General features: G+C 70.3%; 23 protein-coding genes. 4 read left to right on the top strand and 19 right to left on the bottom strand.

The features are described from left to right. Window position 1 precedes the first annotated feature (1 nt). Window positions 2-1,033: a helix-turn-helix domain-containing protein gene (locus O6P37_RS05060; protein ID WP_269893006.1), complete on the bottom strand. Its 1,032-nt coding sequence runs from the start codon at window positions 1,031-1,033 to the stop codon at window positions 2-4. 71 nt (window positions 1,034-1,104) lie between these two features. On the opposite strand from O6P37_RS05060, the gene O6P37_RS05065 reads away from it, so the two are divergent. Next, the gene (locus tag O6P37_RS05065) at window positions 1,105-1,359 is read left to right on the top strand and encodes a hypothetical protein (protein ID WP_264014758.1); all 255 of its coding nucleotides are present in this window, start codon (window positions 1,105-1,107) and stop codon (window positions 1,357-1,359) included. Here O6P37_RS05065 and O6P37_RS05070 read toward each other — a convergent pair. Beyond that, a complete protein-coding gene (locus tag O6P37_RS05070; RefSeq protein WP_269893007.1) occupies window positions 1,333-2,115 on the bottom strand; it encodes an alpha/beta fold hydrolase in 783 nt (260 codons plus the stop codon). The genes O6P37_RS05065 and O6P37_RS05070 overlap by 27 nt on opposite strands. A gap of 41 nt (window positions 2,116-2,156) precedes the next feature. Here O6P37_RS05070 and mhuD point away from each other — a divergent pair, with 41 nt between their 5' ends. Together mhuD and O6P37_RS05080 are read left to right on the top strand one after the other, a co-directional pair. Continuing rightward, the gene (gene mhuD / locus O6P37_RS05075) at window positions 2,157-2,474 is read left to right on the top strand and encodes a mycobilin-forming heme oxygenase MhuD (RefSeq protein ID WP_264014760.1); all 318 of its coding nucleotides are present in this window, start codon (window positions 2,157-2,159) and stop codon (window positions 2,472-2,474) included. Continuing rightward, entirely contained in the window at window positions 2,449-3,834 is a 1,386-nt protein-coding gene (locus tag O6P37_RS05080) for a serine hydrolase (protein WP_269893008.1), read from the top strand. Before mhuD ends, O6P37_RS05080 begins: the two co-directional genes overlap by 26 nt. Here O6P37_RS05080 and O6P37_RS05085 read toward each other — a convergent pair. From O6P37_RS05085 to lysS, 6 genes are all read right to left on the bottom strand, one after another. After that, on the bottom strand, window positions 3,831-4,382 hold the full coding sequence (locus tag O6P37_RS05085; RefSeq protein WP_269893009.1) for a histidine phosphatase family protein: 552 nt from the start codon (window positions 4,380-4,382) through the stop codon (window positions 3,831-3,833). The genes O6P37_RS05080 and O6P37_RS05085 overlap by 4 nt on opposite strands. Beyond that, entirely contained in the window at window positions 4,379-5,182 is an 804-nt protein-coding gene (locus O6P37_RS05090) for a CbtA family protein (RefSeq protein ID WP_269893010.1), read from the bottom strand. Before O6P37_RS05090 ends, O6P37_RS05085 begins: the two co-directional genes overlap by 4 nt. A gap of 25 nt (window positions 5,183-5,207) precedes the next feature. Continuing rightward, window positions 5,208-5,423 (bottom strand): CbtB-domain containing protein, encoded by a 216-nt coding sequence (locus tag O6P37_RS05095; protein ID WP_264014764.1) that lies wholly within the window; start codon window positions 5,421-5,423, stop codon window positions 5,208-5,210. Window positions 5,424-5,644: 221 nt separating this feature from the next. Continuing rightward, window positions 5,645-8,191 (bottom strand): ATP-dependent protease ATP-binding subunit ClpC, encoded by a 2,547-nt coding sequence (clpC1, locus tag O6P37_RS05100; RefSeq protein WP_264014765.1) that lies wholly within the window; start codon window positions 8,189-8,191, stop codon window positions 5,645-5,647. A gap of 327 nt (window positions 8,192-8,518) precedes the next feature. Further along, on the bottom strand, window positions 8,519-8,860 hold the full coding sequence (gene lsr2, locus O6P37_RS05105) for a histone-like nucleoid-structuring protein Lsr2 (protein ID WP_269893011.1): 342 nt from the start codon (window positions 8,858-8,860) through the stop codon (window positions 8,519-8,521). Window positions 8,861-8,970: 110 nt separating this feature from the next. Beyond that, a complete protein-coding gene (lysS, locus tag O6P37_RS05110; protein WP_269893012.1) occupies window positions 8,971-10,494 on the bottom strand; it encodes a lysine--tRNA ligase in 1,524 nt (507 codons plus the stop codon). 26 nt (window positions 10,495-10,520) lie between these two features. Between lysS and O6P37_RS05115 the strand changes: the two genes are divergently transcribed. Beyond that, window positions 10,521-11,765 carry an alanine racemase gene (locus tag O6P37_RS05115; protein ID WP_269893013.1) on the top strand — a complete coding sequence of 415 codons (1,245 nt, stop codon included), beginning with the start codon at window positions 10,521-10,523 and terminating at the stop codon, window positions 11,763-11,765. Between the two features lie 5 nt (window positions 11,766-11,770). Here the strand turns inward: O6P37_RS05115 and O6P37_RS05120 are convergent, their stop codons facing one another. From O6P37_RS05120 to ftsH, 11 genes are all read right to left on the bottom strand, one after another. Further along, window positions 11,771-12,574, bottom strand: coding sequence for a type III pantothenate kinase (locus O6P37_RS05120; protein ID WP_264014204.1), 804 nt, complete (start codon window positions 12,572-12,574; stop codon window positions 11,771-11,773). 5 nt (window positions 12,575-12,579) lie between these two features. Beyond that, window positions 12,580-12,987, bottom strand: coding sequence for an aspartate 1-decarboxylase (gene panD / locus O6P37_RS05125; protein ID WP_269893014.1), 408 nt, complete (start codon window positions 12,985-12,987; stop codon window positions 12,580-12,582). Beyond that, the gene (panC, locus tag O6P37_RS05130) at window positions 12,987-13,934 is read right to left on the bottom strand and encodes a pantoate--beta-alanine ligase (protein ID WP_269893015.1); all 948 of its coding nucleotides are present in this window, start codon (window positions 13,932-13,934) and stop codon (window positions 12,987-12,989) included. The genes panD and panC overlap by 1 nt, the downstream gene beginning before the upstream one ends. Further along, on the bottom strand, window positions 13,931-14,878 hold the full coding sequence (locus tag O6P37_RS05135) for a Rossmann-like and DUF2520 domain-containing protein (protein ID WP_269893016.1): 948 nt from the start codon (window positions 14,876-14,878) through the stop codon (window positions 13,931-13,933). Before O6P37_RS05135 ends, panC begins: the two co-directional genes overlap by 4 nt. 82 nt (window positions 14,879-14,960) lie before the next feature. Then, window positions 14,961-16,484 carry a DUF6779 domain-containing protein gene (locus tag O6P37_RS05140; protein ID WP_269893017.1) on the bottom strand — a complete coding sequence of 508 codons (1,524 nt, stop codon included), beginning with the start codon at window positions 16,482-16,484 and terminating at the stop codon, window positions 14,961-14,963. A gap of 77 nt (window positions 16,485-16,561) precedes the next feature. Then, a complete protein-coding gene (locus tag O6P37_RS05145; protein WP_269893018.1) occupies window positions 16,562-17,041 on the bottom strand; it encodes a DUF3180 domain-containing protein in 480 nt (159 codons plus the stop codon). Further along, window positions 17,041-17,565: a 2-amino-4-hydroxy-6-hydroxymethyldihydropteridine diphosphokinase gene (gene folK, locus O6P37_RS05150; RefSeq protein ID WP_269893019.1), complete on the bottom strand. Its 525-nt coding sequence runs from the start codon at window positions 17,563-17,565 to the stop codon at window positions 17,041-17,043. The genes O6P37_RS05145 and folK overlap by 1 nt, the downstream gene beginning before the upstream one ends. Further along, window positions 17,562-17,942, bottom strand: a complete 381-nt coding sequence (folB, locus tag O6P37_RS05155) for a dihydroneopterin aldolase (protein ID WP_269893020.1) — start codon at window positions 17,940-17,942, stop codon at window positions 17,562-17,564. Before folB ends, folK begins: the two co-directional genes overlap by 4 nt. Beyond that, complete coding sequence (folP, locus tag O6P37_RS05160) at window positions 17,935-18,738, bottom strand: dihydropteroate synthase (RefSeq protein WP_269893175.1); 804 nt, start codon at window positions 18,736-18,738, stop codon at window positions 17,935-17,937. The genes folB and folP overlap by 8 nt, the downstream gene beginning before the upstream one ends. A gap of 50 nt (window positions 18,739-18,788) precedes the next feature. After that, window positions 18,789-19,391: a GTP cyclohydrolase I FolE gene (folE, locus tag O6P37_RS05165; protein ID WP_269893021.1), complete on the bottom strand. Its 603-nt coding sequence runs from the start codon at window positions 19,389-19,391 to the stop codon at window positions 18,789-18,791. A 26-nt stretch (window positions 19,392-19,417) separates the two neighbouring features. Further along, window positions 19,418-21,745 (bottom strand): ATP-dependent zinc metalloprotease FtsH, encoded by a 2,328-nt coding sequence (gene ftsH, locus O6P37_RS05170; protein WP_269893022.1) that lies wholly within the window; start codon window positions 21,743-21,745, stop codon window positions 19,418-19,420. Window positions 21,746-21,787: the final 42 nt, after the last annotated feature.

Genomic DNA, 21,787 nt, shown 5'->3' on the forward strand with positions numbered 1-21,787 from the left:
GCTACGCCGTCTGCTCGGATTCCGCTATCACCGCGGCCAATTCGTCGTCCAGTGTGCTGGCGCTGCCGGTGTCGTTGCCGGTGCAGCAGAAGCGACGGCGGTAATCCGACGGCGTCACCCCGATCAACCGGCGGAAGTGGTGCCGCAGCAGGGTCGCGGTGCCGAAGCCCGACCGCTCGGCGATGTGGTCGATGTCGAGGTCGCTCTCCTCGAGCATCCGGCGGGCGTAGAGCACGCGCTGGTCGGTGACCCACTGCATCGGGGTGGTGCCGGTCTCCTCGACGAACCGGCGGGCGAAGGTTCGCGCCGACATGTTGGCGCGCCGGGCCAGCGTGGCCACGGTGTGCGGCTTCTCGAGGTGCGCCAGGATCCAGTCCAGGTGCGGGGCGAACCTTTCCGAGCAGCGCACCGGGATCGGCTGGTCGATGTACTGGCGCTGGCCGCCGTCGCGCTGCGGGGGCACCACCATCCGCCGGGCGATCTTGTTGGTGACCTCGCTGCCCAGTTCCCGCCGCACCAGGTGCAGGCAGGCGTCGATGCCCGCCGCGGTGCCGGCGCTGGTGATCAGGTCACCGTCGTCGACGTACAGCACGTTGCGGTCGACCAGCGCGGTCGGGTACATCCGGGCCAGTTCGTCGGCGTGCATCCAGTGCGTGGTGCAGGGGCGGCCGTCGAGCAGACCCGCGGCGCCAACGACGAACGCGCCGGAGCACACGGTGAGGATGATCGAGCCGGCCGCACTGGCCGTCCGCAGCGCCTCGAGGGCCTCCGGCGGGTAGCCGTTCGGACCGGCCGAGATGGCGGGCACCGCCACCAGGTCGGCGCCGATGAGATGACTGAAGTCGTGGTCGGGGGTGACCGACGCGCCGACCGACGTCCGCACGGGCACACCCGCGACCGGGCCGCAGACTTTGAAGTCGAAGTTGGGAACGCCGTCGGCGGACCGGTCGATGCCGAACACCTCGCAGATGACACCGAATTCGAAGACCGCCAGACCATCCAGCACCATCGCCGACACGCTCTTGATCGCCATGGCAGCATTTTATCGCACCGTGTCAGTTCCGCCACTGTTGGCGGTATGTGGCGTTGCAAAGAATTACTGCCATGAACATCGCACTCGCCATCCTCATCATGTCAGCACCGTTCGCGCTGGCCGCGACGCTCGGCTGGGCGGCACACCGGTCCGGCGTACTGCGACTGCACCTCGACCAGTTCCGGGTGTCGGCCCCGATGATGGGCCGGCTGTTCGAGGACGACCGCGACTTCCACCGCGTCAGCCACGACGTCGACGCCATCCGGACCCGCTTCGAGCAGCACCCCGTGTGGCCGGCCTCAGGCGCCGTCGGCGAGCGTCGCTAGGAACGTCTCGACCGCCTTCCGGTAGAGCTGCGGCGCGTCGTCGTGCACCAGATGACCGGCCTCGGGCGCGAGCAGATACGTCGTCCGGTGGCCGGCCTCATCCATCCGCCGCATCTGCCCGGTGGGCGTGACACCGTTGCCCGCCTCGATCAACAACGCCGGCGCCCGCACCGCCGACCACTGCTCCCAGTAGTCGCGCACACCCCACTCGGCGGCGATCTCGATCCAGTGCCGCGGATACCCGTGCAGCCGCCAGCCGGTGGCCACCCGGTCGAACGCCTCGAGGAAGTACTGGCCGGCCACCGGTCCGAACTGGTCGTAGACCTGCTGCGCGGTGCCGAACTCGACGGGCAGCGCGTGCACCCAGGGCTCCCACGGGCCGGTGGTGCGGCCGCGGAAGTCCGGCGCCATGTCCTCGACCACGAGCGCGCTCACCAGATCGGGTCGCGCCGCCGCAAGACACCAGGAGTGCAGCGCACCCATGGAGTGGCCCACCAGCACCACCGGCCGGCCGAGTTCCTCGACGGCGTCGCCGAGGTCGGCGACGAACAGCTCGGTGCTGATCGGGTGGGGGTCGACGACATCGCGGCCCCGGTGCCACGGCGCGTCGTAGGTGTACACCGCGCCGAAGCGCGCCAGCCACGGCGATTGCCGCGACCACGTGCTGCCGCGACCCATCAGACCGTGGACCAGCACGAGCGGAGCGCCCCGGCCATCGGGCGGGCCGCCGCGAAGGGTGAGCAGTTCGGAGCGCATGCCGCCATCTTGCCCAGTGGGCGAAGCGGTAACCTGACCGCATGTCCGTGGTGAAGATCAACGCAATCGAGGTGCCGCCGAACGCCGGCCCCGAGTTGGAGAAGCGGTTCGCCCACCGCGCGCACGCGGTGGACAACCAGCCCGGCTTCCTCGGCTTCCAGTTGCTGCGGCCGGTCAAGGGCGAGGACCGCTACTTCGTGGTGACGCAGTGGGAGACCGAAGAGGCGTTCCAGGCCTGGGCCACCGGCCCGGCGATCGAGGCGCACAAGGGCCAGCAGAACAACCCCGTCGCGACCGGGGCATCGTTGCTGGAGTTCGAGGTCGTGTTGGACGTTGCCGGCAGCAACGACAAGAGCTGACGCGAGGCGGGCGGGACGCCGGGCCACCGGCCTGCTCACCGCTGCCGCCCTCGTCGTCACCATCGCCTCCGGGTGCGGCAATGCGGGCACCGCACCCGCGGACGCCGCCTACGGCGCTCACATCGGGACCACCACGCCGCAGGGCCTGCGCGCGAGGCAGACCATGGACATGGTCAACTCCGACTGGCCCATCGGCGACGTCAACGTGCGCACCATGGCCGCACCCGATCAGGTGGACCACATCATCGACGCCATGGGCAATCTGTGGTGGGACCGGCCGATCACCGTCACCGGCGTCGACATCGGCGCGGGCACCGCGACCCTGCACGTCAAGACGTCATACGGGGTCGCCCAGGACATCGTGCTGCGCACCGACGACGCCGGCCTGGTCGACCAGTTCGACGTGGCCCTGCAACCCACGGTCATCCGGAACTGGGCCGACATCGACCGGGAACTGACCGCGTCGGGCGCCCGGTACTCCTACCAGGTGTCCCGGGTGGTGCCCGGCGCCCCCGGGACCGGCGCCAGGTGCGACACCGTCGCAGGCACCAATCTCGACCTCTCGCTGCCGCTGGCGTCGATCTTCAAGCTCTACGTGCTGCTCGCGGTCGCCGAGGCCGTCACGGCGGGCCGGGTCTCCTGGGACGACCGGCTGACCATCACCGAGCAGGCGAAGGCCGTCGGCTCGGCCGGGCTCGACGAGCTACCGCCGGGCGCACAGGTGTCGGTCCGCGACGCCGCGCAGCAGATGATCTCGGCCAGCGACAACATGGCCACCGACCTGCTGATCGACCGGCTGGGGCCGGGCGCCGTCGAGCACGCGCTCAAGACGGCCGGACACCACGATCCAGCCAGCATGACGCCGTTCCCGACGATGCACGAGCTGTTCTCGGTCGGCTGGGGCGAGCCCGACCTGCGTGAGGAATGGAAGCAGGCCGACCCCCCGCGGCGCGCACAGCTGCTGCAGCAGACCAAGAACCGGCCCTACGAGCCGGACCCCGCCCGCACCCACACCCCGGCGTCGACCCACGGCGCCGAGTGGTACGGCAGCGCCGCCGACATCTGCCGCGTGCACCTGGCGCTGCAGGCGGCCGCGGTCGGGCCCGCTGCTCCCGTGCGAGACATCCTGTCGGCCATCCCCGGCGTCGACCTCGACCGCAAGAAGTGGACCTACATCGGCGCCAAGGGCGGCAACCTGCCCGGCGACCTGACGTTCTCCTGGTACGCCGTCGACAACACCGGCCAGCCGTGGGTGGTGAGCTTCCAGCTCAACTGGCCCAGGTACCGCAGCACCACCGCCGCGGCGTGGCTGCTGTCGATCGTGCACCAGACCTTCGCGCTGGTGCCGGTCGGGCGTTAGACGGCGGACCGCAGCGTCCAGGCGTGACCCCGGAAGTGCATCACCGTGCGGCTCACCGGCGCGATGTCGATGCGCCAGAAGGACTTCGGCGGCGCGTCGAGGGCGATCAGGATCGCGGCGCGGATCACCGACGGGTGCGTCACGGCGACCAGCCGGCCACGCCGGCTGGTCAGTGACTCCATCCAGGTGCCCACCCGGCCGATCAGGTCCACCACCGACTCGCCACCGTGCGGCGCGCGCGCCGGATCGGTCAGCCAGATCGCCAGCTCGGCCGGCCGCACCCCGCCCAGCACGTCACCGCGCCACCGGCCGCAGTCCAGATCGGCCAGCTGAGGTTCGATGCGAGCGGGCAGGCCGAGCAGTTCTGCGGTCTGCCGGGCGCGCTTCTCCGGCCCGCAGTAGGCAGAGTCGGTGCGGCCGAGCTCCACACACGCGTCGACCTGCCGGTGGCCCGTCGAGTTCAGGGGTTCGTCGGTGGGGAATCGTCCGGCTGCCATCGCATCGGTCATCGCGTGCGAGACGAGGGTCAGCCGGACGACCTCACTCACTGTCGGCTCAGCGCCTCGTGGCGCTTGCCATCCAGCAGTCGCGAAACCAGGGCCGCGAAGACCAGCGCCATCGTCACGTACATGACCACCTGCGTGCCGAGCGAGAACAACCGGAACTCGTACAGGTCGTCTGCCGGGAAACCCTCGTACACGATGGCACCCGCGTCGTCTCTCAGCGGCCCCGGCGTCTCGTGGACGGCGGGCAGCGCCAGCATCAGCACCGTGACCGCCACCAGATAGGCGCCCGCGGCCGCCAGGGTGGCGTTCCAGGTGCCCAGCCGGTCGGTGAGCCGCCTGCCGAGGTAGACCGCGCCGACCAGGATCGCAGCCGAGAGGACAACCACCAGCAGGTACAGCAGCGTGCGCTGCCGGATCGTCTCGTCCAGGCTGAGCGCGGGCGGGCTCGCCGGGTACTTGAGGAACGGGACGACGTAGAGGCTCAACAACATTCCGCCGGCCACGTACACCGACAGCAGGCGGGCCGAGATGGCGCCGACCCGGCCGTAGGCCACCGCGAACACCACCGCGAAGATCGCGCCGATGGCCAGGCTGAACAGCAGCACGCCCAGTCCCATGCCGATGTTCATCTGCACGGCGCGGCTGAAGCCGCCCCCGTCCTCGCCGTGACTGTGGCCCGCATGCGCGCCGGCCTCCAGCGCCTCGTGCGCGGCGCCGACACCCTCCTCATAGCCGATGGCCCGCTCGATGACGGGTTCGACGAAGATGCGGGCGAAGACGAACGCGAGCACGCCCGCTGCGGCCCCGGCCAGCAGGCCGCGACCGATGATCTGCTTCTCCATGTTTATTTGTTCTCCCTACAGCTGGTCAGTGGCAGGGGAACCCGAGGAGATGGCGTGCGTCGTGGACGAACTCGTGGACGGCGGTGTTGTTGCCGAACACCGACGTCGCCCCCTGGTCCAGGCCGATGAAGTACAGCACCAGGAGGGCGAGGAAGGCGGTGGCCGAGAGCCACACCGCGGCGCGGGTGGCGGAGAGGTCGAGTGCGGGTGCTGCGCTCTCGCGAGCCTGAGGAGATGTCATTGACCGGTCCTTTCGGGATGTCGCGTCCCGTTGGCAGGGTGGCGGACGTCGGGTCTGACTGTCACAGTGGCGCGACCGTTCTGGACTCTCACCAGATTCCTTCGCCCGCCGATTACCTGAGCATCGTAAGCATTGGTCGCACTCCTTGGCGACGCGCTACGAAAAACGGGCGGCTTTCCCGTGAGGGAAAGCCGCCCGCTTCGTCGTACGGTCGTGCGCTGCTATTCGACGACGGCGGTCGGAGCGCCTGCCGCGCCGGCGCTGGCCAGATCCGGCTCGACGGCCTCAGGCCGCTTCGGTCCACCGCTGAAGGTGAACTTCGCATCCTCGCCGGCACCTTCGCCGTCCCAGTTCTCGACGTCGACGGTGACGAGCTGACCGGGGCCGATCTCCTCGAACAGGATCTTCTCGGAGAGCTGGTCCTCGATCTCGCGCTGGATGGTCCGACGCAGCGGCCGCGCCCCGAGCACCGGGTCGAACCCGCGCTTGGCGAGCAGCGACTTGGCCTTGTCGGTCAGCTCCATCGTCATGTCCTTGGCCTTCAACTGCTTGGAGACCCGGCCGATCATCAGGTCGACCATCATCACGATCTGATCGGTCGTGAGCTGGTGGAAGACGATGATGTCGTCGATGCGGTTGAGGAACTCCGGGCGGAAGTGCTTCTTCAGCTCGTCGTTGACCTTCTGCTTCATCCGCTCGTAGTTGTTCTCGCCGCCACCCTGGGTGAAGCCGAGGCCCACCGCCTTGCTGATGTCGGACGTGCCGAGGTTCGAGGTGAAGATCAGCACGGTGTTCTTGAAGTCGACCGTGCGGCCCTGACCGTCGGTGAGGCGGCCGTCCTCGAGGACCTGCAGGAGGCTGTTGTAGATCTCCTGGTGGGCCTTCTCGATCTCGTCGAACAGCACCACGCTGAACGGCTTGCGACGCACCTTCTCGGTGAGCTGGCCGCCCTCCTCGTAGCCGACGTAGCCCGGAGGGGCACCGAACAGCCGCGAGGCGGTGAAGCGGTCGTGGAACTCGCCCATGTCGATCTGGATGAGCGCGTCGTCGTCGCCGAACAGGAAGTTCGCCAGCGCCTTGGACAGCTCGGTCTTACCGACACCGGACGGGCCGGCGAAGATGAACGAGCCCGACGGACGCTTGGGATCCTTCAGCCCGGCACGGGTGCGCCGGATCGCCTTGGAGACGGCCCTGACGGCATCCTCCTGGCCGATGATCCGCTTGTGCAGCTCGTCCTCCATGCGGAGCAGACGGGTGGTCTCCTCCTCGGTGAGCTTGAACACCGGGATGCCGGTCCAGTTTCCGAGCACCTCGGCGATCTGCTCGTCGTCGACCTCGGCGACCACGTCGAGGTCGCCGGAGCGCCACTGCTTCTCCCGCTCGGCACGCTGGGCGACCAGGGTCTTCTCCCGGTCACGCAGGCTCGCCGCCTTCTCGAAGTCCTGCGCGTCGATCGCGGACTCCTTCTCCCGGCGCGCGTCGGCGATCTTCTCGTCGAACTCGCGCAGGTCCGGCGGAGCGGTCATCCGGCGGATGCGCATCCGGGCGCCGGCCTCGTCGATCAGGTCGATCGCCTTGTCCGGCAGGAAGCGGTCGTTGATGTAGCGGTCGGCCAGCGTCGCCGCGGCCACGATCGCGCCGTCGGTGATGGAGACCCGGTGGTGGGCCTCGTACCGGTCGCGCAGCCCCTTGAGGATCAGCACCGTGTGCTCGACCGTCGGCTCGCCGACCTGCACCGGCTGGAAGCGCCGCTCCAGAGCGGCGTCCTTCTCGATGTACTTGCGGTACTCGTCGAGCGTGGTCGCGCCGATGGTCTGCAGCTCGCCGCGGGCCAGCTTCGGCTTGAGGATCGACGCCGCGTCGATGGCGCCCTCGGCGGCACCGGCACCCACGAGCGTGTGCAGCTCGTCGATGAACAGGATGATGTCGCCGCGGGTGTTGATCTCCTTGAGCACCTTCTTCAGGCGCTCCTCGAAGTCACCGCGGTACCGGCTGCCCGCCACCAGCGACCCGAGGTCGAGGGTGTAGAGCTGCTTGTCCTTCAGCGTCTCCGGCACGTCGCCGTGCACGATCGCCTGGGCGAGGCCCTCGACCACGGCGGTCTTGCCGACGCCGGGCTCGCCGATCAGCACCGGGTTGTTCTTGGTGCGGCGGCTCAGCACCTGCATGACCCGCTCGATTTCCTTCTCGCGGCCGATCACCGGGTCGAGCTTGCCCTCCATCGCGGCCGCGGTCAGGTTGCGGCCGAACTGGTCGAGGACCAGTGAGGTGGACGGATTGCCCGACTCGCCACCACGGCCTCCGGTGCCCGCCTCGGCGGCCTCCTTGCCCTGGTAGCCGGACAGCAGCTGGATGACCTGCTGGCGGACGCGCGTCAGTTCGGCGCCGAGCTTCACCAGCACCTGAGCGGCGACGCCCTCGCCCTCGCGGATGAGGCCGAGCAGGATGTGCTCGGTGCCGATGTAGTTGTGGCCGAGCTGCAGCGCCTCACGCAGCGACAGCTCGAGCACCTTCTTGGCGCGCGGGGTGAAGGGGATGTGGCCCGACGGCGCCTGCTGGCCCTGGCCGATGATCTCCTCGACCTGGCTGCGGACACCTTCGAGCGAGATGCCCAGCGACTCCAGTGACTTGGCCGCTACGCCTTCGCCTTCATGGATGAGTCCAAGGAGGATGTGCTCGGTGCCGATGTAGTTGTGGTTGAGCATCCGGGCTTCTTCCTGAGCCAGGACGACGACCCTGCGGGCACGGTCGGTGAATCTCTCGAACATCGGTGGTTACCTGCTCTCCATCGCATAGGTGGCGCCCCGCGTCCCGAAAGTGTGCTTCGAGTCGCATTGCACCTGCCGTCCACTGTATCGGGCGGCTGCCCCGGGTGCCGTGGTTGGCGGTTCCTTCCCCATCCGGCCCGCAGCCGTCGCGAGTCGTTGCCGCCCGCCGCGTCTGCCCTGTTCCCGGTGCTTGCCTGCATCAACGCAGCGGTCGGCTCAATCGTTTCCGCAGGCACGGCCGGAGCGCTTCGCCGTCAGCGAAACGTCAGCGACCCGGCCCGGCCCCGCCCCGAAAAGCCCGCGACGTGCGGATCTGGCAACACCGAATCAGGTTGCCGCATGGAATGCGTCGATGACGTCGGCCGGGATCCGGCCGCGGGTCGACACGTTGTGGCCGTTGCGGCGCGCCCAGTCCCGGATGGCGGCGCTCTGCTCGCGGTCGATTGCACCGCGGCCCCGGCTCGCGCCCGCCGACCGGCCCCGGCGGCGGCCGCCGACGCGACGGCCTGCCTCGACCCACTGCTTCAGGTCTTCGCGCAACTTCTTCGCATTCTTCGCAGAAAGGTCGATCTCGTAGCTCACCCCGTCGAGGCCGAATTCGACCGTTTCGTCGGCGTTACCCGAACCGTCGAAATCGTCGACCAAAGTGACGGTCACCTTCTTAGCCATCAGCTCACACTGACCCTTCTGCCTGCGCATTGACGAGTTGTTCGTCTCTCGACCACAACGGTTATGTGCTCGCAGTGTACGTCATTAAACGAACCGGTATACCCGGTCGCTCAACCACCGTGCCGGCGAACTATGGGGAAAAGAACCGTCTCCCTAATCGACAGTCCCGTCAACGCCATCAACAACCGGTCGATACCCATTCCGGTGCCGGTCGTGGGTGGCATGCCGTACTCCAAAGCGGCGAGGAAATCCTCGTCGAGTGACATTGCCTCGTCGTCACCGGCGGCGGCCGCGGCGGCCTGGGCCTGGAACCTTTCCCGCTGGATTATCGGGTCGATGAGTTCGGAGTATCCGGTGGCGAGTTCGAAGCGCCGGACGTAGAGGTCCCATTTCTCGGTCACCCCGGCCTCGCTGCGGTGCGGCCGGGTCAGCGGGGTTGTCTCCACCGGGAAGTCGCGCACGAAGGTCGGCGCCCACAACGTCTCGCCGACGGTGTGTTCCCACAGTTCTTCCACCAATTTCCCGTGGCCGTAGCCCCGGTCCCGGGGAATCTCCACACCCAGCCGGTCGGCCGTCGACCACAAGGTCTCGGCCGGAGTCTGCGGAGTGATCTCTTCGCCGAGGGCCTCCGACAGCGACGGGTACATTTCCAGCGTGTCCCATTGGCCGTCCAGGTCGTAGACATCGCCATCGGGCAATGGGACCTGCCGGGTGCCGATCGCCTCGTCGGCGACCTCCTGAATAAGCTCACGCGTCACCACGGCTGAATCGTTGTAGTCACCGTAGGCCTGATAAGTCTCGAGCATCGCGAATTCCGGCGAATGCGTCGAATCAATGCCTTCGTTCCGGAAATTTCGATTGAGTTCGAAGACCCGCTCGAATCCACCGACCAGACACCGCTTGAGGAAGAGTTCCGGCGCGATACGGAGGTACAGATCGGCGTCGAGCGCATTGGAGTGGGTGACGAACGGGCGCGCCGCGGCGCCGCCGGCCAGCGTCTGCAGCATCGGCGTCTCGACCTCGAGGAAGCCGCGGCGCTCCAGCGCCGAACGCACCGCCCGCACCACGGCGATGCGCTGCCGGGCGATGGTGCGCGCCTCGGGGCGGACGATCAGGTCGACGTACCGCTGCCGCACCCGGGCCTCTTCGCTCATCTCCTTGTGGGCAACGGGAAGCGGCCGCAACGCCTTGGAGGCCATTTGCCAGCTGTCGGCGAGCACAGACAGCTCCCCGCGGCGCGAGCTGATCACCTCGCCGTGCACGAAGACGATGTCGCCGAGGTCGACGTCGGCCTTCCACGCATCGAGGGACTCCTGGCCCACCTGCGCCAGGCTGACCATGGCCTGCAGCTGGGTGCCGTCACCTTCCTGCAGCGTCGCGAAGCAGAGCTTGCCGGAGTTGCGGGCGAAGACCACCCGGCCGGTGACGCCCACCATCTCACCGGTCGCGGTGTCGGCGGCGAGGTCGGGGTGCGCGGCACGGACCTCGGCGAGGCTGTGGGTGCGGGCCACCACCACCGGGTAGGGATCGCGGCCCTCGTCGAGCAGCCGCTCCCGCTTGGCCTGGCGGATCCGGAACTGCTCCGGGAGGTCGGGTCCGTCGTGCTCCGCGTCGGGGCGGTCATCGGCTGCCATCACGAGGTGCCAGCTTAAATGAACAAATGACCGGTGAAATCGACGCGCAGCGGGTGGCCGCCCTGTCCGACGAACCACTGGACTGGCGGTTCAAGGGCATCCCCGCGCCGTGGTGGGGTCTGCGCCCCGCCGAGATCTGTCGCCGCACCCCCGATCTGTTCGCCGCGGGCGCCGTCGGACCGGTGTGCGTGCTGCGCGCGTCGGCGCTCACCCACAACCTCGTGACGATGGCGCGGTGGTGCCGCCGACGGGGCGTCGAGCTGGCGCCGCATGGGAAGACGCACATGGCTCCGCAGCTGCTGGCCCGCCAGTTCGACGCGGGAGCGGTGGCGGTCACCGTGGCCACCATCAGCCAGGTCCGGGTGTTCCGGGCGTTCGGGGTGCGGCGGATGGTGCTGGCCAACGAGCTGGTCGATGCGGCCGGGTTGGCGTGGCTGGGCGCCGAACTCGACGCCGACCCGGACTTCGGCCTGGTCTGCTGGGTGGACTCGGTGCGCGGCGTCGAGGCGATGTCCGCGGCGCTCGGGGCCGCGGGCCGGCCGGTCGACGTGTGCGTCGAGGTCGGCATGGCGGGCGGCAGGACGGGCTGCCGGGACGCGGCGACCGTCGACGCGGTCGCGCGGGCGGCCGTCGCGGCGCCGCGGCTGCGGCTGGTCGGGGTGGCCGGTTACGAGGCGTCGGGTGGCCACGCCGTCACCGCCGACGCGCTGGACGTGGTCACCGGCTACCTGAACGACCTACGGGCCGCCGTGGTCCGGCTGGCCGGCCTGTTCGAATCCGACGAGGTCATGGTCACCGCCGGCGGCAGCACGTACTTCGACCTCGTCGCCGACGTCCTCACCGGCGGCTGGCCGGACGGGCTGACCGTGCGGACCGTCGTCCGCAGCGGGTGCTACCTCACCCATGACGACGGGTTGTACCGGCGGACGTCGCCGCTGGGCCGCACCAGCGACGGCGCACTCGAGGCGGCGCTGAGCGTGTGGGCGCAGGTGGTGTCGCGGCCCGAACCGGGACTGGCGCTGCTGACCATGGGGCGCCGCGACGTGTCGTTCGACCAGGACCTGCCGGTGCCCTACGGCATGTCAGGCGCCGTCACCAAGCTCAACGACCAGCACGCATACCTGCGGCTCGACGCCGCCGACCACGCCGACATCGGCGACTGGGTGCAGTTCGGCATCTCCCACCCGTGCACGGTGTTCGACAAGTGGCAGGTGATCCCTGTGGTCGACGAGCAGAACCGGGTGGTCGACCTGATCCGCACGTTCTTCTGAGCGGTCTAGCGGCGGCCGCGGTGATTGTCGCGGTTGCGCTCGAACACCAGCCGCAGACCGTCGAGGGTGAGATGCCGATCGTAGGTGCCGACGGTTCGCACGTCGGGCAGCACCAGCGGGGCGGTGTGACCGGTGGCGACCACCGTGACGTCGTTGCCCGCGAACCCGTCGACGTCGGCGCGGATGCGGCTGACCAGCCCGTCGACCAGGCCGGCGAAGCCGAACACCGCACCGGCCTGCATGCACTCGACGGTGTTCTTGCCGACCACCGACCGCGGCCGGGTGAGCTCGACCCGGCGCAGCGCGGCCGACCGGGCCGCCGCGGCGTCCGAGGACACCTGCACGCCCGGTGCGATAGCGCCGCCGAGGAACTCGCCCTTGGCGGACACCACGTCGACGCAGATCGACGAGCCGAAGTCGACGACGATCGCCGCGCCGCCGTACTTGTGATAGGCCGCGAGGCAGTTGACGATCCGGTCGGCGCCGACCTCCTTCGGGTTGTCCACCAGCAGCGGTATCCCGGTGCGCACGCCGGGCTCGATCAGCACGTGGGGCACCGACGGCCAGTACTGCTCGAGCATCACCCGCACCTCGTGCAGCACCGAGGGCACCGTCGACAGGCCTGCCGCCCCGGTGAGGCGTTCGGAGTCGTCGCCGATCAGCCCGTCGATCGTCAGCGCCAGCTCGTCGGCGGTGATCTCCGACTCGGTGCGGATCCGCCAGTGCTGCGCCACCTTCGCGTGCTCACCCGCGCCCGAGACCAGGCCGACGATGGTGTGGGTGTTGCGGACGTCGATCGCCAGGAGCACGTTGTCTACCGTGGCGACAGCAGGTCGGCCGCGGTGTCCGGCACGAATGCGGGGTCGTCCGACAGGTCGACCTGCCTGTTGTCGGCGTCGACGAACACCACCCGCGGGCGGTACCGGCGGGCCTCGGCGTCCTCCATCGTGCCGTAGGCGATCAGGATCACCAGGTCGCCGGGATGAACGAGATGCGCTGCGGCGCCGTTGATCCCGATGATCCCGGTGCCGCGCTCACCGGTGATCGCATAGGTGACGAGCCGGTTGCCGTTGTCGATGTCGACGATGGTCACCTGCTCGCCCTCGAGCAGGTCTGCGGCGTCCATCAGGTCGGCGTCGATGGTCACCGAGCCGACGTAGTGCAGATCGGCCTGGGTGACGGTGGCGCGGTGGATTTTCGACTTCAGCATCGTGCGTAACATCAATTCCTCCAGGGCAATTCGTGGTTGTCGTCCGGTCCGGCCACCCCCGGGTGGCCGTTGATGCCTGCGCTCGCGCCGAGGTCGACGGCGATGTTGTCCAGCAGCCTGGTGCGGCCCAGCCGGGCGGCCACCAGCAGTCGGGCCGGCCCCTGGGCGGGCGCGGGGCCCAGCCAGTTGTCGCGTAGCTCGAGGTAGTCGACGTCGATGGCGGGCACCTCGTCGAGCACCGCCCTGGCGGCGTCGAGCACGGCGGCCGCTCCCCCGGACGCGGCGTACATGCCCGCCAGCAGCGCCGCCGAGAGTGCCAGCGAATGTTCACGTTCCACGCCGTCGAGGTACCGGTTGCGCGACGACAGCGCCAGGCCGTCGCCTTCACGCACGATCGGCACGCCGACGATCCGGGTGTCGACGTCGAGGTCGTCGGTCATCTGGCGGATCAGCACCAGCTGCTGGTAGTCCTTCTCACCGAAGAAGGCCCGGTCGGGCCGGACGATCTGCAGCAGTTTGAGCACCACGGTCAGCACACCCGCGAAATGCCCGGGCCGCGAGGCGCCTTCGAGCTCCGCGCCGAGCGGCCCGGGATGCACGGAGGTGCGCGGTCCGGCGGGGTACATGTCGGCGGCGGTCGGCGTGAACGCCACCTCGACCCCCTCGGCGCGCAATGCCTCCAAGTCGTCGTCCAGGGTGCGCGGATAGGCGTCGAGATCCTCACCGGCGCCGAACTGCAACGGGTTTACGAAGATCGAGACCACCACGACGGCGCCCTGCACCCGCTTCGCCTGCCGGATCAGTGTCAGGTGACCCTCGTGCAGGGCGCCCATCGTGGGCACCAGCATCACCCGCCGGCCGGTGGTGCGCAGCGCGCGGCTGACGTCGGCGACGTCAGCCGGGCGGGCGTAGACGTTGAGCTGATTGGCCGCGAACTTCGGCGGCTTGCGCACGATCACGATTTGTTCACCTCGGCCAGCACCGCGAAGACCTCCTCGGGAGCGTGTGCCCGCTGCGCGGTGCGCAGCGAGTCGGCCCGGTAGGCCGCGGCCAGTGCAGGGTCGACCTCGCCGAGTGCCCGCAGGTGGCCGGCGACGGCGGCGGCGTCCCCGCGGGCCACCGGACCCGTCAGCGCCGACTGGCCGCGCTGCAGCGCGTTCTCCAGCGCCGCGCGGGCGAGGGGACCGACGACGCGTTCGGCGATGCCGCCGGGCGCCCCGCCGACCAGTTCCTGTCCGAGTAGTTCCTGCCCCCACAGCGCCGACCGCAGCGCCTCGACGGCGTCGAGCAGCACGGTGACCAGGTGATTGCTGCCGTGTGCCAGGGCGGCGTGGTACAGCGTGCGGGCATCTTCGCGGACCCGGAACGGCTCGCCGCCGATCTCGAGCACCAGCGACTGCGCGATCGCGTAGCCGACCTCGTCGGCTGCGGTCACCCCGAAGCACGCCTCGGACAGCCGGGCGATGTCCTCGTCGGACCCGGTGAAGGTCATCGCCGGATGGATGGCCAGCGGTATGCAGCCCTGCTCGGTCAGCGGCGACAGGATCGCCACCCCGTTGGCTCCCGAGGTGTGCGCGACGATCGTGCCCGGGCGTACCGCCCCGGTGGCCGCCAGGCCCGCCACCAGTCCGTGCAGTTCCGCGTCGGGCACCGCGAGCAGCAGCAACTCCACCCGGGCTGCCACGTCCTGCACGGGCAGCACGGCGGTGTCGGGGAGGCGGCGCTCGGCCCGCCTGCGTGAGGCCTGCGAGATGGCGCTGCAGGCGACGACCACGTGTTCGGCGCGCTCCAGTGCCACGCCGAGCGCGGTGCCGACCCGGCCGGCCGAGATCAGGCCGACCGTGAGCCGGGCCGGACGCAGCCCGTCGGGGACGGCCGACGCACGCGCAGGGGGCTGCTCCATCGCAGACGACCTCGCAACTTGTCGTGGATTCCTACGTTCCGGTCCCGCGCTGCGGGTACCGGACGGTCGATAGCAGACTAGCTCACTCTTCGCGGCGCCTGCGCCTGCCGCCTCCGGAGGGGGCGGTGCCCATCCGGGCGAGCAGGTCGGCCACCGACTGCCCGCCGGTGTCCTCGAGGCTGCGGTGCCGGCGGGCGGCGGTCTCCTCCGCGGACTCGGGCTCCGGCGCCGGCGCCGGCGCCGGCTCGGGGGGTGGCGGCGGCTGCGCGGGTTCGGCGGCCAGTGCCGGCCCGGAGCGGGTGGATTCGGGCCCGTCCGACCCGGCCGAGTGCTTACCGCGCCGCGGTTCCGGCGCCGGGCTGGACATCGTCGGTTCCGGCGCGCGCCGGCGGCCGACGTACTCCGACGACGCGGCGTCGTCGCTGCTCGCGGGCTCCGGGGCGGTCCAGTTGCTGCCAGGAACGCCCGCCGGGATCCACTGCCCCTCGGCCGGCGCGGGCTGCCACTGCGGATCTCCGGAGTCCCGGCGTGGCGGCGGTTCCGGCGCCGTGACGCGGGGTGGCTGCGGCGGTTCGGCGGCCCGGGGCGGTTCCGGCTGCTGCACGGGCCGGCGGGGCGGCTGGGGCGGCTCCTGCGCCGGCAGCCACGGCATCTGCGGCTCGGCCTCGGGCTGGGACACCGGAACGGCTTCCGGCTGGGCGACCGGCTGGACCTCGGGAACCGGCTCGGCCTCGGGCACCGCCTGCGCGACGGGCGCCGGTGCAGGTGGTGGCGGCGGGGCCGGGGTCTGCGGCGGTGGCGGTGGCGGCGACGCCCACCGCTGCGCCGCCTCGCGCGGGCTCTGCGGGGGCGGCGGCGGTGGCGTCCCCTCGGCGCGACGACGCGGTCCACGGGTCTCGTCCGGCCGATGGCGGCGGCCGTTGACCGACTCGGTCTCCGAGGGCCGACGGTGCGCGCCTCCCGGCGGCGGCGGTGCCCAGTCCGGCTCGGGCGGCTGCGGCTCGGCCGGCACGTCGATGATCGGGCTCTCCTCGGTGCGCGGGTCGCGGTCGTCTGTGTCGTCGTCGAAGGAGAGCGGGAAGTCGGAGACCCGCCCGGTGGTCTCCGAATCGCGGGCCCAGTCCGCGAAGGCGCGCACGGTGGTGCGCTCGCCCTCGATCGCGGGCCGGTGGTTGAGGTCGGTGTCGAACAGGATCTCCAGATTGGTCCGCAGCGCCGCCAGTTCGGCGCGCAGCGCGGCGACCTCGTCGGCGGACTGCGCGCGCAGCTCCGACGCGAGCTCGCGGCGCAGCTGCGTCTCGACCGTCAGCTCGTATTCGCGGCGTGCCGAGATCTCCCGATCCAGCTGCAGGTCGTAGACCAGTTTGAGGTCACGGGCCTTCGCCTGGTCGGCGTCGCTCTGCCTGCGGTAGATGACCGAGACGAATGCGGCCGCGACGGCCGCCCAGAGCGCGAGGATGACGGCGAGCTTCAGCAGCTCGACCCGATTGGTGAAAACCAGCGCCGAACTCGCCAGAATGGCGAGCACCAGCAACACCGTCAACAGCACCCACCCCGGCCTGCGGCCGCCGCGCCGGGTGCGCGCGCCGCGGGACAGAACGGTCATGGGGCGACTGTACCCGCCACAGGTCACTCAGCGTGTCGACCTCTGCGGCGATTCGGCGCGTCGTCGTGGGCGAGATGTCAGCCGGCTGCGTTGTCGCCGTTGTCCGGTGGCTCCTGCGGAGACTTGCAGCAATGCTGCAGCCACAACCCGGCGACGGCGAGTGCCAGCGCGCTCACCGCGGCGACCGCGATTCCGGCGGTGTCGTCGTCCGCCGCCCGCAGCACTCCGCGTTGTGGGAGCACATTCACCAGGATGCCGACCCACCATCCCGTGACCAGGGCTCCCACCCAGGCCGACGCCTTGGCGATGGTCACCGAGCGGGCGACGGCCAGCGGGTGCAGCCAGCCCGGCCCGTCGCCGATCTCGCCGTCGCCGATCTTGGCCCGCACGTAGAACGCCCATGCCCCGACGGCGATGGCCACAGCGAGCAACGACAGCCCGCTCCAGACGGTGACCGGAGGGAAATACCGGGGATAACCGAGCACGGCCGCGAGGTAACCGGCCACCGCGGCCACCAGCGCGGCGACGGCGAGATCCCGTAGCCGGGTCGGCCCCATCAGGCGGTACCGGTGCGCAGCACGAACGCCGTCAGCGCCACCCCGTCGCGCTCGGCCGGGTCGATCTCCGCGAGCAGCCGCGCCACCGGCCGCTTCTCGCCGGACACCGTCAGCGTCGCCTCCGGATCCACCGCCAACCAGGGAATCAGCACGAACGCCCGCAGATGCGCCAGCGGATGCGGCAATGTCAGCCCGTCGTCGCGCGACGTCACCTCGGTGTCACCGTCATGGCAGGTGACCAGGTCCACGTCGAGGGTGCGCGGCCCCCAGCGCTGACCGCGGACGCGGCCTGCCGCCTCTTCGAGCTGCTGGCCGCGGCGCAGCCAGCCGTGGCCGTCGAGCGCGGGGTCGTCGGCGACCAGCACCGCGTTGAGGAACGGCCCCTGCTCGACGCCGCCCCACGCCTCGGTCTCGTACACCGGCGACACCGCGCGGACCGCGTCGCCGAGGCCGTCGACCACCGACTGCAGCCGCCCGAGCCGGTCGCCGAGATTCGACCCGATGGACAAGACGACACGAGTCACGGCGCGCCCCTTCCCGCCCGCCGCGACCGCCTGGCCACCACCGCCACGTCGCCGAACGTCAGCGGGATCGGCGCCGACGGCTTGTGCACCACCACCTCGACGGCATGGATGCGCTCGTCGGCCATCACGTCGTCGGCGATCTCGGCGGCCACCGTCTCGATCAGGTTGCGGGGCGGCCCGGAGACGATGTCGGCGGCGCGCTGCGCCAGGCCGCCGTAGTCCAGGGTGTCGGCGAGGTCGTCGCTCGCCGCGGCGGCCGCCAGATCCATCCAGACGGTGATGTCGACCACGAAGTCCTGGCCGTCCCGCCGTTCGTGGTCGTACACGCCGTGGTTCCCGCGAATGGTCAAGCCGCGCAGTTCGATTCGATCAGTCATCCCGCTCCGTCCAGGCCTGCAGCACCTTCAACGCATCGACCGAGGCACGCACGTCGTGCACCCGTACCCCCCACGCGCCGTGCAGCCCGGCCAGTGCGGACACCACGGCGGTGGCGGTCTCCCGCCCGTCCGGCGGTCGCGGTTCCCCGTCGGCACCGGCCAACAGGGTGCCCAGGAACCGCTTGCGCGACGCGCCGACCAGCACCGGGATCCCGGTCGCGACGAACTCGGGCAGCGCGCGCAGCAGCGCCCAATTGTGTTGCGCGGTCTTGGCGAACCCGAGGCCCGGGTCGATGACCAGCTTCGCGGGGTCCACCCCGGCGGCGACGGCGGCGTCGACGGCGGAGAGCAGCTCGGCGCGGACCGCGGCGACCACGTCGCCGTACGGCGGCACCTCGTGTGGCCGCTCCGCGTGCACCGACCGCCAGTGCATCAACACCCACGGCACCCCGGCCTCGGCGATCAGCGGGGCCATGTCCGGGTCGGCCCGGCCGCCGGACACGTCGTTGACGATCCGCGCTCCGTGCTCCAGCGCGAGCTCGGCCACCTTCGCGTGCATGGTGTCGATGCTGACCGTGATGCCATGGGCGACAAGGCCGTCGATCACCGGCAGCACCCGGCCCGCCTCGACCTGCGGGTCGATGCGGGTGGCGCCCGGGCGGGTCGACTCACCCCCGACGTCGACGATCGCCGCGCCCTCGGTAGCCAGCGCCAGCCCGTGCTCGACGGCCCGCTCGCGGTCGAGGAACAGGCCGCCGTCGGAGAAGGAGTCGTCGGTGACGTTGACGACACCCATCACCTGCACGTGCGTCCCGCCGGGGACCGGGACCGGAAGGCCGGGTGAATTCACTTGCGCAGGATGAGATCCAGCGCCTCGGCGCGAGATGCCTTGTCGGTTTTGAACTGTCCGCGCACCGCCGAGGTGGTGGTGACGGCGCCGGGCTTGCGGATGCCCCGCATCGCCATGCAGAGGTGCTCGGCCTCGATCACCACGATGGCGCCGCGCGGGTCGAGCTTGCGCATCAGGGCGTCGGCGATCTGAGTGGTCAGCCGTTCCTGCACCTGCGGCCGCTTGGCGTACAGGTCGACGACGCGGGCCAGCTTCGACAGCCCGGTGACCCGGCCGTCCTCACCGGGGATGTAACCGACGTGGGCCACCCCGTGGAAGGCCACCAGGTGGTGCTCGCACGTCGAGTACATCGGAATGTCCTTGACCAGCACCATCTCGTCGTGCTGCTCATCGAACGTGGTGTTCAGCACGTCGTCGGGGTTGGTGTGCAATCCGGCGAACATCTCCCGGTACGCGCGCGCCACCCGAGCCGGGGTGTCGGCCAGGCCGTGCCGGTCGGGGTCCTCCCCGATCGCGATCAGCAGTTCCCGGACCGCGGCTACGGCGCGCTCCTCGTCGAAGTCGACGCCGGTGGCCGTCGAGTTGTGCGACCGCGTCATCGGGGCCTCCCGTTGTGAAGTTGTCGTCAGTTCTGGGTCGGTGGATTGGGCCGGCCGGCGTCACGCGCCTGCTGGTCCTCGGGGCCACTCGCCTGTGGGCCGGCCTGCCCGGGCGGCGGGTAGTTCGGGTACGGCGGCGGGTACGCGGGCGGATAGGCCTCCGGCCAGCCGGACGGGTGGGGCGGCGGCGGATACCAGTGGCCCTGCGGCTGGCTTCCCGGCGGACCACCCGGCGGCCAGCCGGGTGCGTGCCAGCCGGCGGGCGCGCCGTAATTCGGTTGCGTCGCAGCACCGTTCGCCGGTACGCCGTTGCCACCGACGCCGTTGGTGCCCGCCGCGTTGCCGCCGTTCTTCGCGGCCGCCTCGTCGGCGGCCTTGGACGCCGCGGCGATCGCCGCCTTGAAGGCCGGCTCCTTGACCGGCGGGGGCCATGGCTCGCCCCGTTCGATCGCGAGTTCGCCGGGGGTCTTGATCGGCGGCTTGTCGGACGGCACCCGGCCCCCGAAGTCGTCGAACATGGTCAGCCGCGGCCGCTTCTTGACGTCGCCGAAGATCGCCTCGAGCTCGGCCCGGTGCAGCGTCTCCTTCTCCAGCAGCTCGCCGGCGAGGGTGTCGAGCACGTCGCGGTACTCGGTGAGGATCTCCCACGCCTCGGTGTGCGCGGCCTCGATGAGCTTGCGCACCTCGTCGTCGATGATCTGCGCCACCTCGTGGCTGTAGTCGGCCTGGGTGCCCATCGTGCGGCCGAGGAACGGGTCGCCGTGCTCGGTGCCGTAGCGCACGGCGCCCAGCTTGGAGCTCATGCCGTACTCGGTGACCATCGCGCGGGCGATCTTGGTGGCCTGCTCGATGTCGGAGACCGCGCCGGTGGTCGGCTCGCGGAACACCAGTTCCTCCGCGGCACGTCCGCCCATCGCGAACACCAGGCGGGCGATCATCTCCGACCGCGTCATCAGGCCCTTGTCGTCCTCGGGGACCGCAACGGCGTGTCCGCCGGTGCGCCCGCGGGCGAGGATCGTGACCTTGTAGATCGGCTCGATGTCGGGCATCGCCCACGCCGCGAGGGTGTGTCCGCCCTCGTGGTAGGCGGTGATCTTCTTCTCGTGCTCGCTGATGATGCGGCCCTTGCGGCGCGGCCCGCCGACGACGCGGTCGACGGCCTCCTCGAGCGCGGCGCCGGTGATGACGGTGCCGTTCTCGCGCGCGGTCAGCAGCGCCGCCTCGTTGATCACGTTGGCCAGGTCGGCGCCGGACATCCCGACGGTCCGCTTGGCCAGCCCGTCGAGGTCGGCGTCGGGGGCGATCGGCTTGCCCGCCGAGTGCACCTTGAGCACCGCACGTCGCCCGGCGATGTCGGGGTTGGACACCGGGATCTGGCGGTCGAAGCGACCGGGCCGCAGCAGCGCAGGGTCGAGGATGTCGGGCCGGTTGGTGGCGGCGATCAGGATCACCCCTGCGCGTTCGCCGAAGCCGTCCATCTCGACCAGCAGCTGGTTCAGCGTCTGCTCGCGCTCGTCGTGGCCGCCACCCATGCCGGCGCCGCGCTGGCGGCCGACCGCGTCGATCTCGTCGACGAAGATGATGCACGGGCTGTTCTGCTTGGCCTGCTCGAACATGTCGCGCACGCGGGAGGCGCCGACACCGACGAACATCTCGACGAAGTCCGAGCCGGAGATCGTGAAGAACGGCACCCCGGCCTCGCCGGCGACGGCGCGGGCCAGCAGCGTCTTGCCGGTGCCCGGCGGGCCGTAGAGCAGCACGCCCTTGGGGATCTTGGCGCCGAGCGCCTGGTAGCGGCTGGGATTCTGCAGGAAGTCCTTGATCTCGTAGAGCTCCTCGACCGCCTCGTCGACACCGGCGACGTCGGCGAACGTGGTGGTCGGCATGTCCTTGCCGAGCTGTTTGGCCTTCGACTTGCCGAACCCGAAGCCCATCCGGCCGCCGCTCTGCATGCGGGAGAACATCACGAACAGGCCGACGAGCAGCAGCAGCGGCAGCATGTAGATGAGCAGCGAGCCGAGCACGCTGCCCTGGTTCACCACCGTGTTGATCTTGACGTTCTTGCCCTGCAGCGCCTCGAAGACCGTCACCCCGTACCCGGTGGGGTACTTGGTGATGATCTTGTCGCTGTCCTCGGTGTCGCCCTTGCCGCTCTTGAGGTCGAGTCGCAGCTGCTGTTCGCGGTCGTCGATCTGCGCGCTGTTGACGTTGCCCTCGTTGATCTGGGCGATCGCCACCGACGTGTCGACGGGTTTGTAGCCGCGGGTGTCGTCGCTGAAGTAGAAGAACGACCAGCCCAGCAGCAGCACGACCGCTATCACGGTCAGCGTGCGGATCACATTTTTCCGGTTCATCATTTTTCGGCCAGCGATGAGTCTGTCGGCCAGGTCCTTCCG

Origin of the sequence: Mycobacterium hippophais (assembly GCF_027529605.1) — a bacterium.
GTDB classification, from domain to species: Bacteria; Actinomycetota; Actinomycetes; order Mycobacteriales; family Mycobacteriaceae; genus Mycobacterium; species Mycobacterium arseniciresistens.

Bases quoted from the DNA above. Each gene is read 5' to 3' on its own strand.
- O6P37_RS05060 (WP_269893006.1), bottom strand. From the start codon at position 1,033: ATGGCGATCAAGAGCGTGTCGGCGATGGTGCTGGATGGTCTGGCGGTC.
- O6P37_RS05065 (WP_264014758.1), top strand. From the start codon at position 1,105: ATGAACATCGCACTCGCCATCCTCATCATGTCAGCACCGTTCGCGCTG.
- O6P37_RS05070 (WP_269893007.1), bottom strand. From the start codon at position 2,115: ATGCGCTCCGAACTGCTCACCCTTCGCGGCGGCCCGCCCGATGGCCGG.
- mhuD (WP_264014760.1), top strand. From the start codon at position 2,157: ATGTCCGTGGTGAAGATCAACGCAATCGAGGTGCCGCCGAACGCCGGC.
- O6P37_RS05090 (WP_269893010.1), bottom strand. From the start codon at position 5,182: ATGGAGAAGCAGATCATCGGTCGCGGCCTGCTGGCCGGGGCCGCAGCG.
- O6P37_RS05095 (WP_264014764.1), bottom strand. From the start codon at position 5,423: ATGACATCTCCTCAGGCTCGCGAGAGCGCAGCACCCGCACTCGACCTC.
- clpC1 (WP_264014765.1), bottom strand. From the start codon at position 8,191: ATGTTCGAGAGATTCACCGACCGTGCCCGCAGGGTCGTCGTCCTGGCT.
- lsr2 (WP_269893011.1), bottom strand. From the start codon at position 8,860: ATGGCTAAGAAGGTGACCGTCACTTTGGTCGACGATTTCGACGGTTCG.
- lysS (WP_269893012.1), bottom strand. From the start codon at position 10,494: ATGGCAGCCGATGACCGCCCCGACGCGGAGCACGACGGACCCGACCTC.
- O6P37_RS05115 (WP_269893013.1), top strand. From the start codon at position 10,521: ATGACCGGTGAAATCGACGCGCAGCGGGTGGCCGCCCTGTCCGACGAA.
- panD (WP_269893014.1), bottom strand. From the start codon at position 12,987: ATGTTACGCACGATGCTGAAGTCGAAAATCCACCGCGCCACCGTCACC.
- O6P37_RS05135 (WP_269893016.1), bottom strand. From the start codon at position 14,878: ATGGAGCAGCCCCCTGCGCGTGCGTCGGCCGTCCCCGACGGGCTGCGT.
- O6P37_RS05140 (WP_269893017.1), bottom strand. From the start codon at position 16,484: ATGACCGTTCTGTCCCGCGGCGCGCGCACCCGGCGCGGCGGCCGCAGG.
- O6P37_RS05145 (WP_269893018.1), bottom strand. From the start codon at position 17,041: ATGGGGCCGACCCGGCTACGGGATCTCGCCGTCGCCGCGCTGGTGGCC.
- folB (WP_269893020.1), bottom strand. From the start codon at position 17,942: ATGACTGATCGAATCGAACTGCGCGGCTTGACCATTCGCGGGAACCAC.
- folP (WP_269893175.1), bottom strand. From the start codon at position 18,738: ATGGGTGTCGTCAACGTCACCGACGACTCCTTCTCCGACGGCGGCCTG.
- folE (WP_269893021.1), bottom strand. From the start codon at position 19,391: ATGACGCGGTCGCACAACTCGACGGCCACCGGCGTCGACTTCGACGAG.
- ftsH (WP_269893022.1), bottom strand. From the start codon at position 21,745: ATGAACCGGAAAAATGTGATCCGCACGCTGACCGTGATAGCGGTCGTG.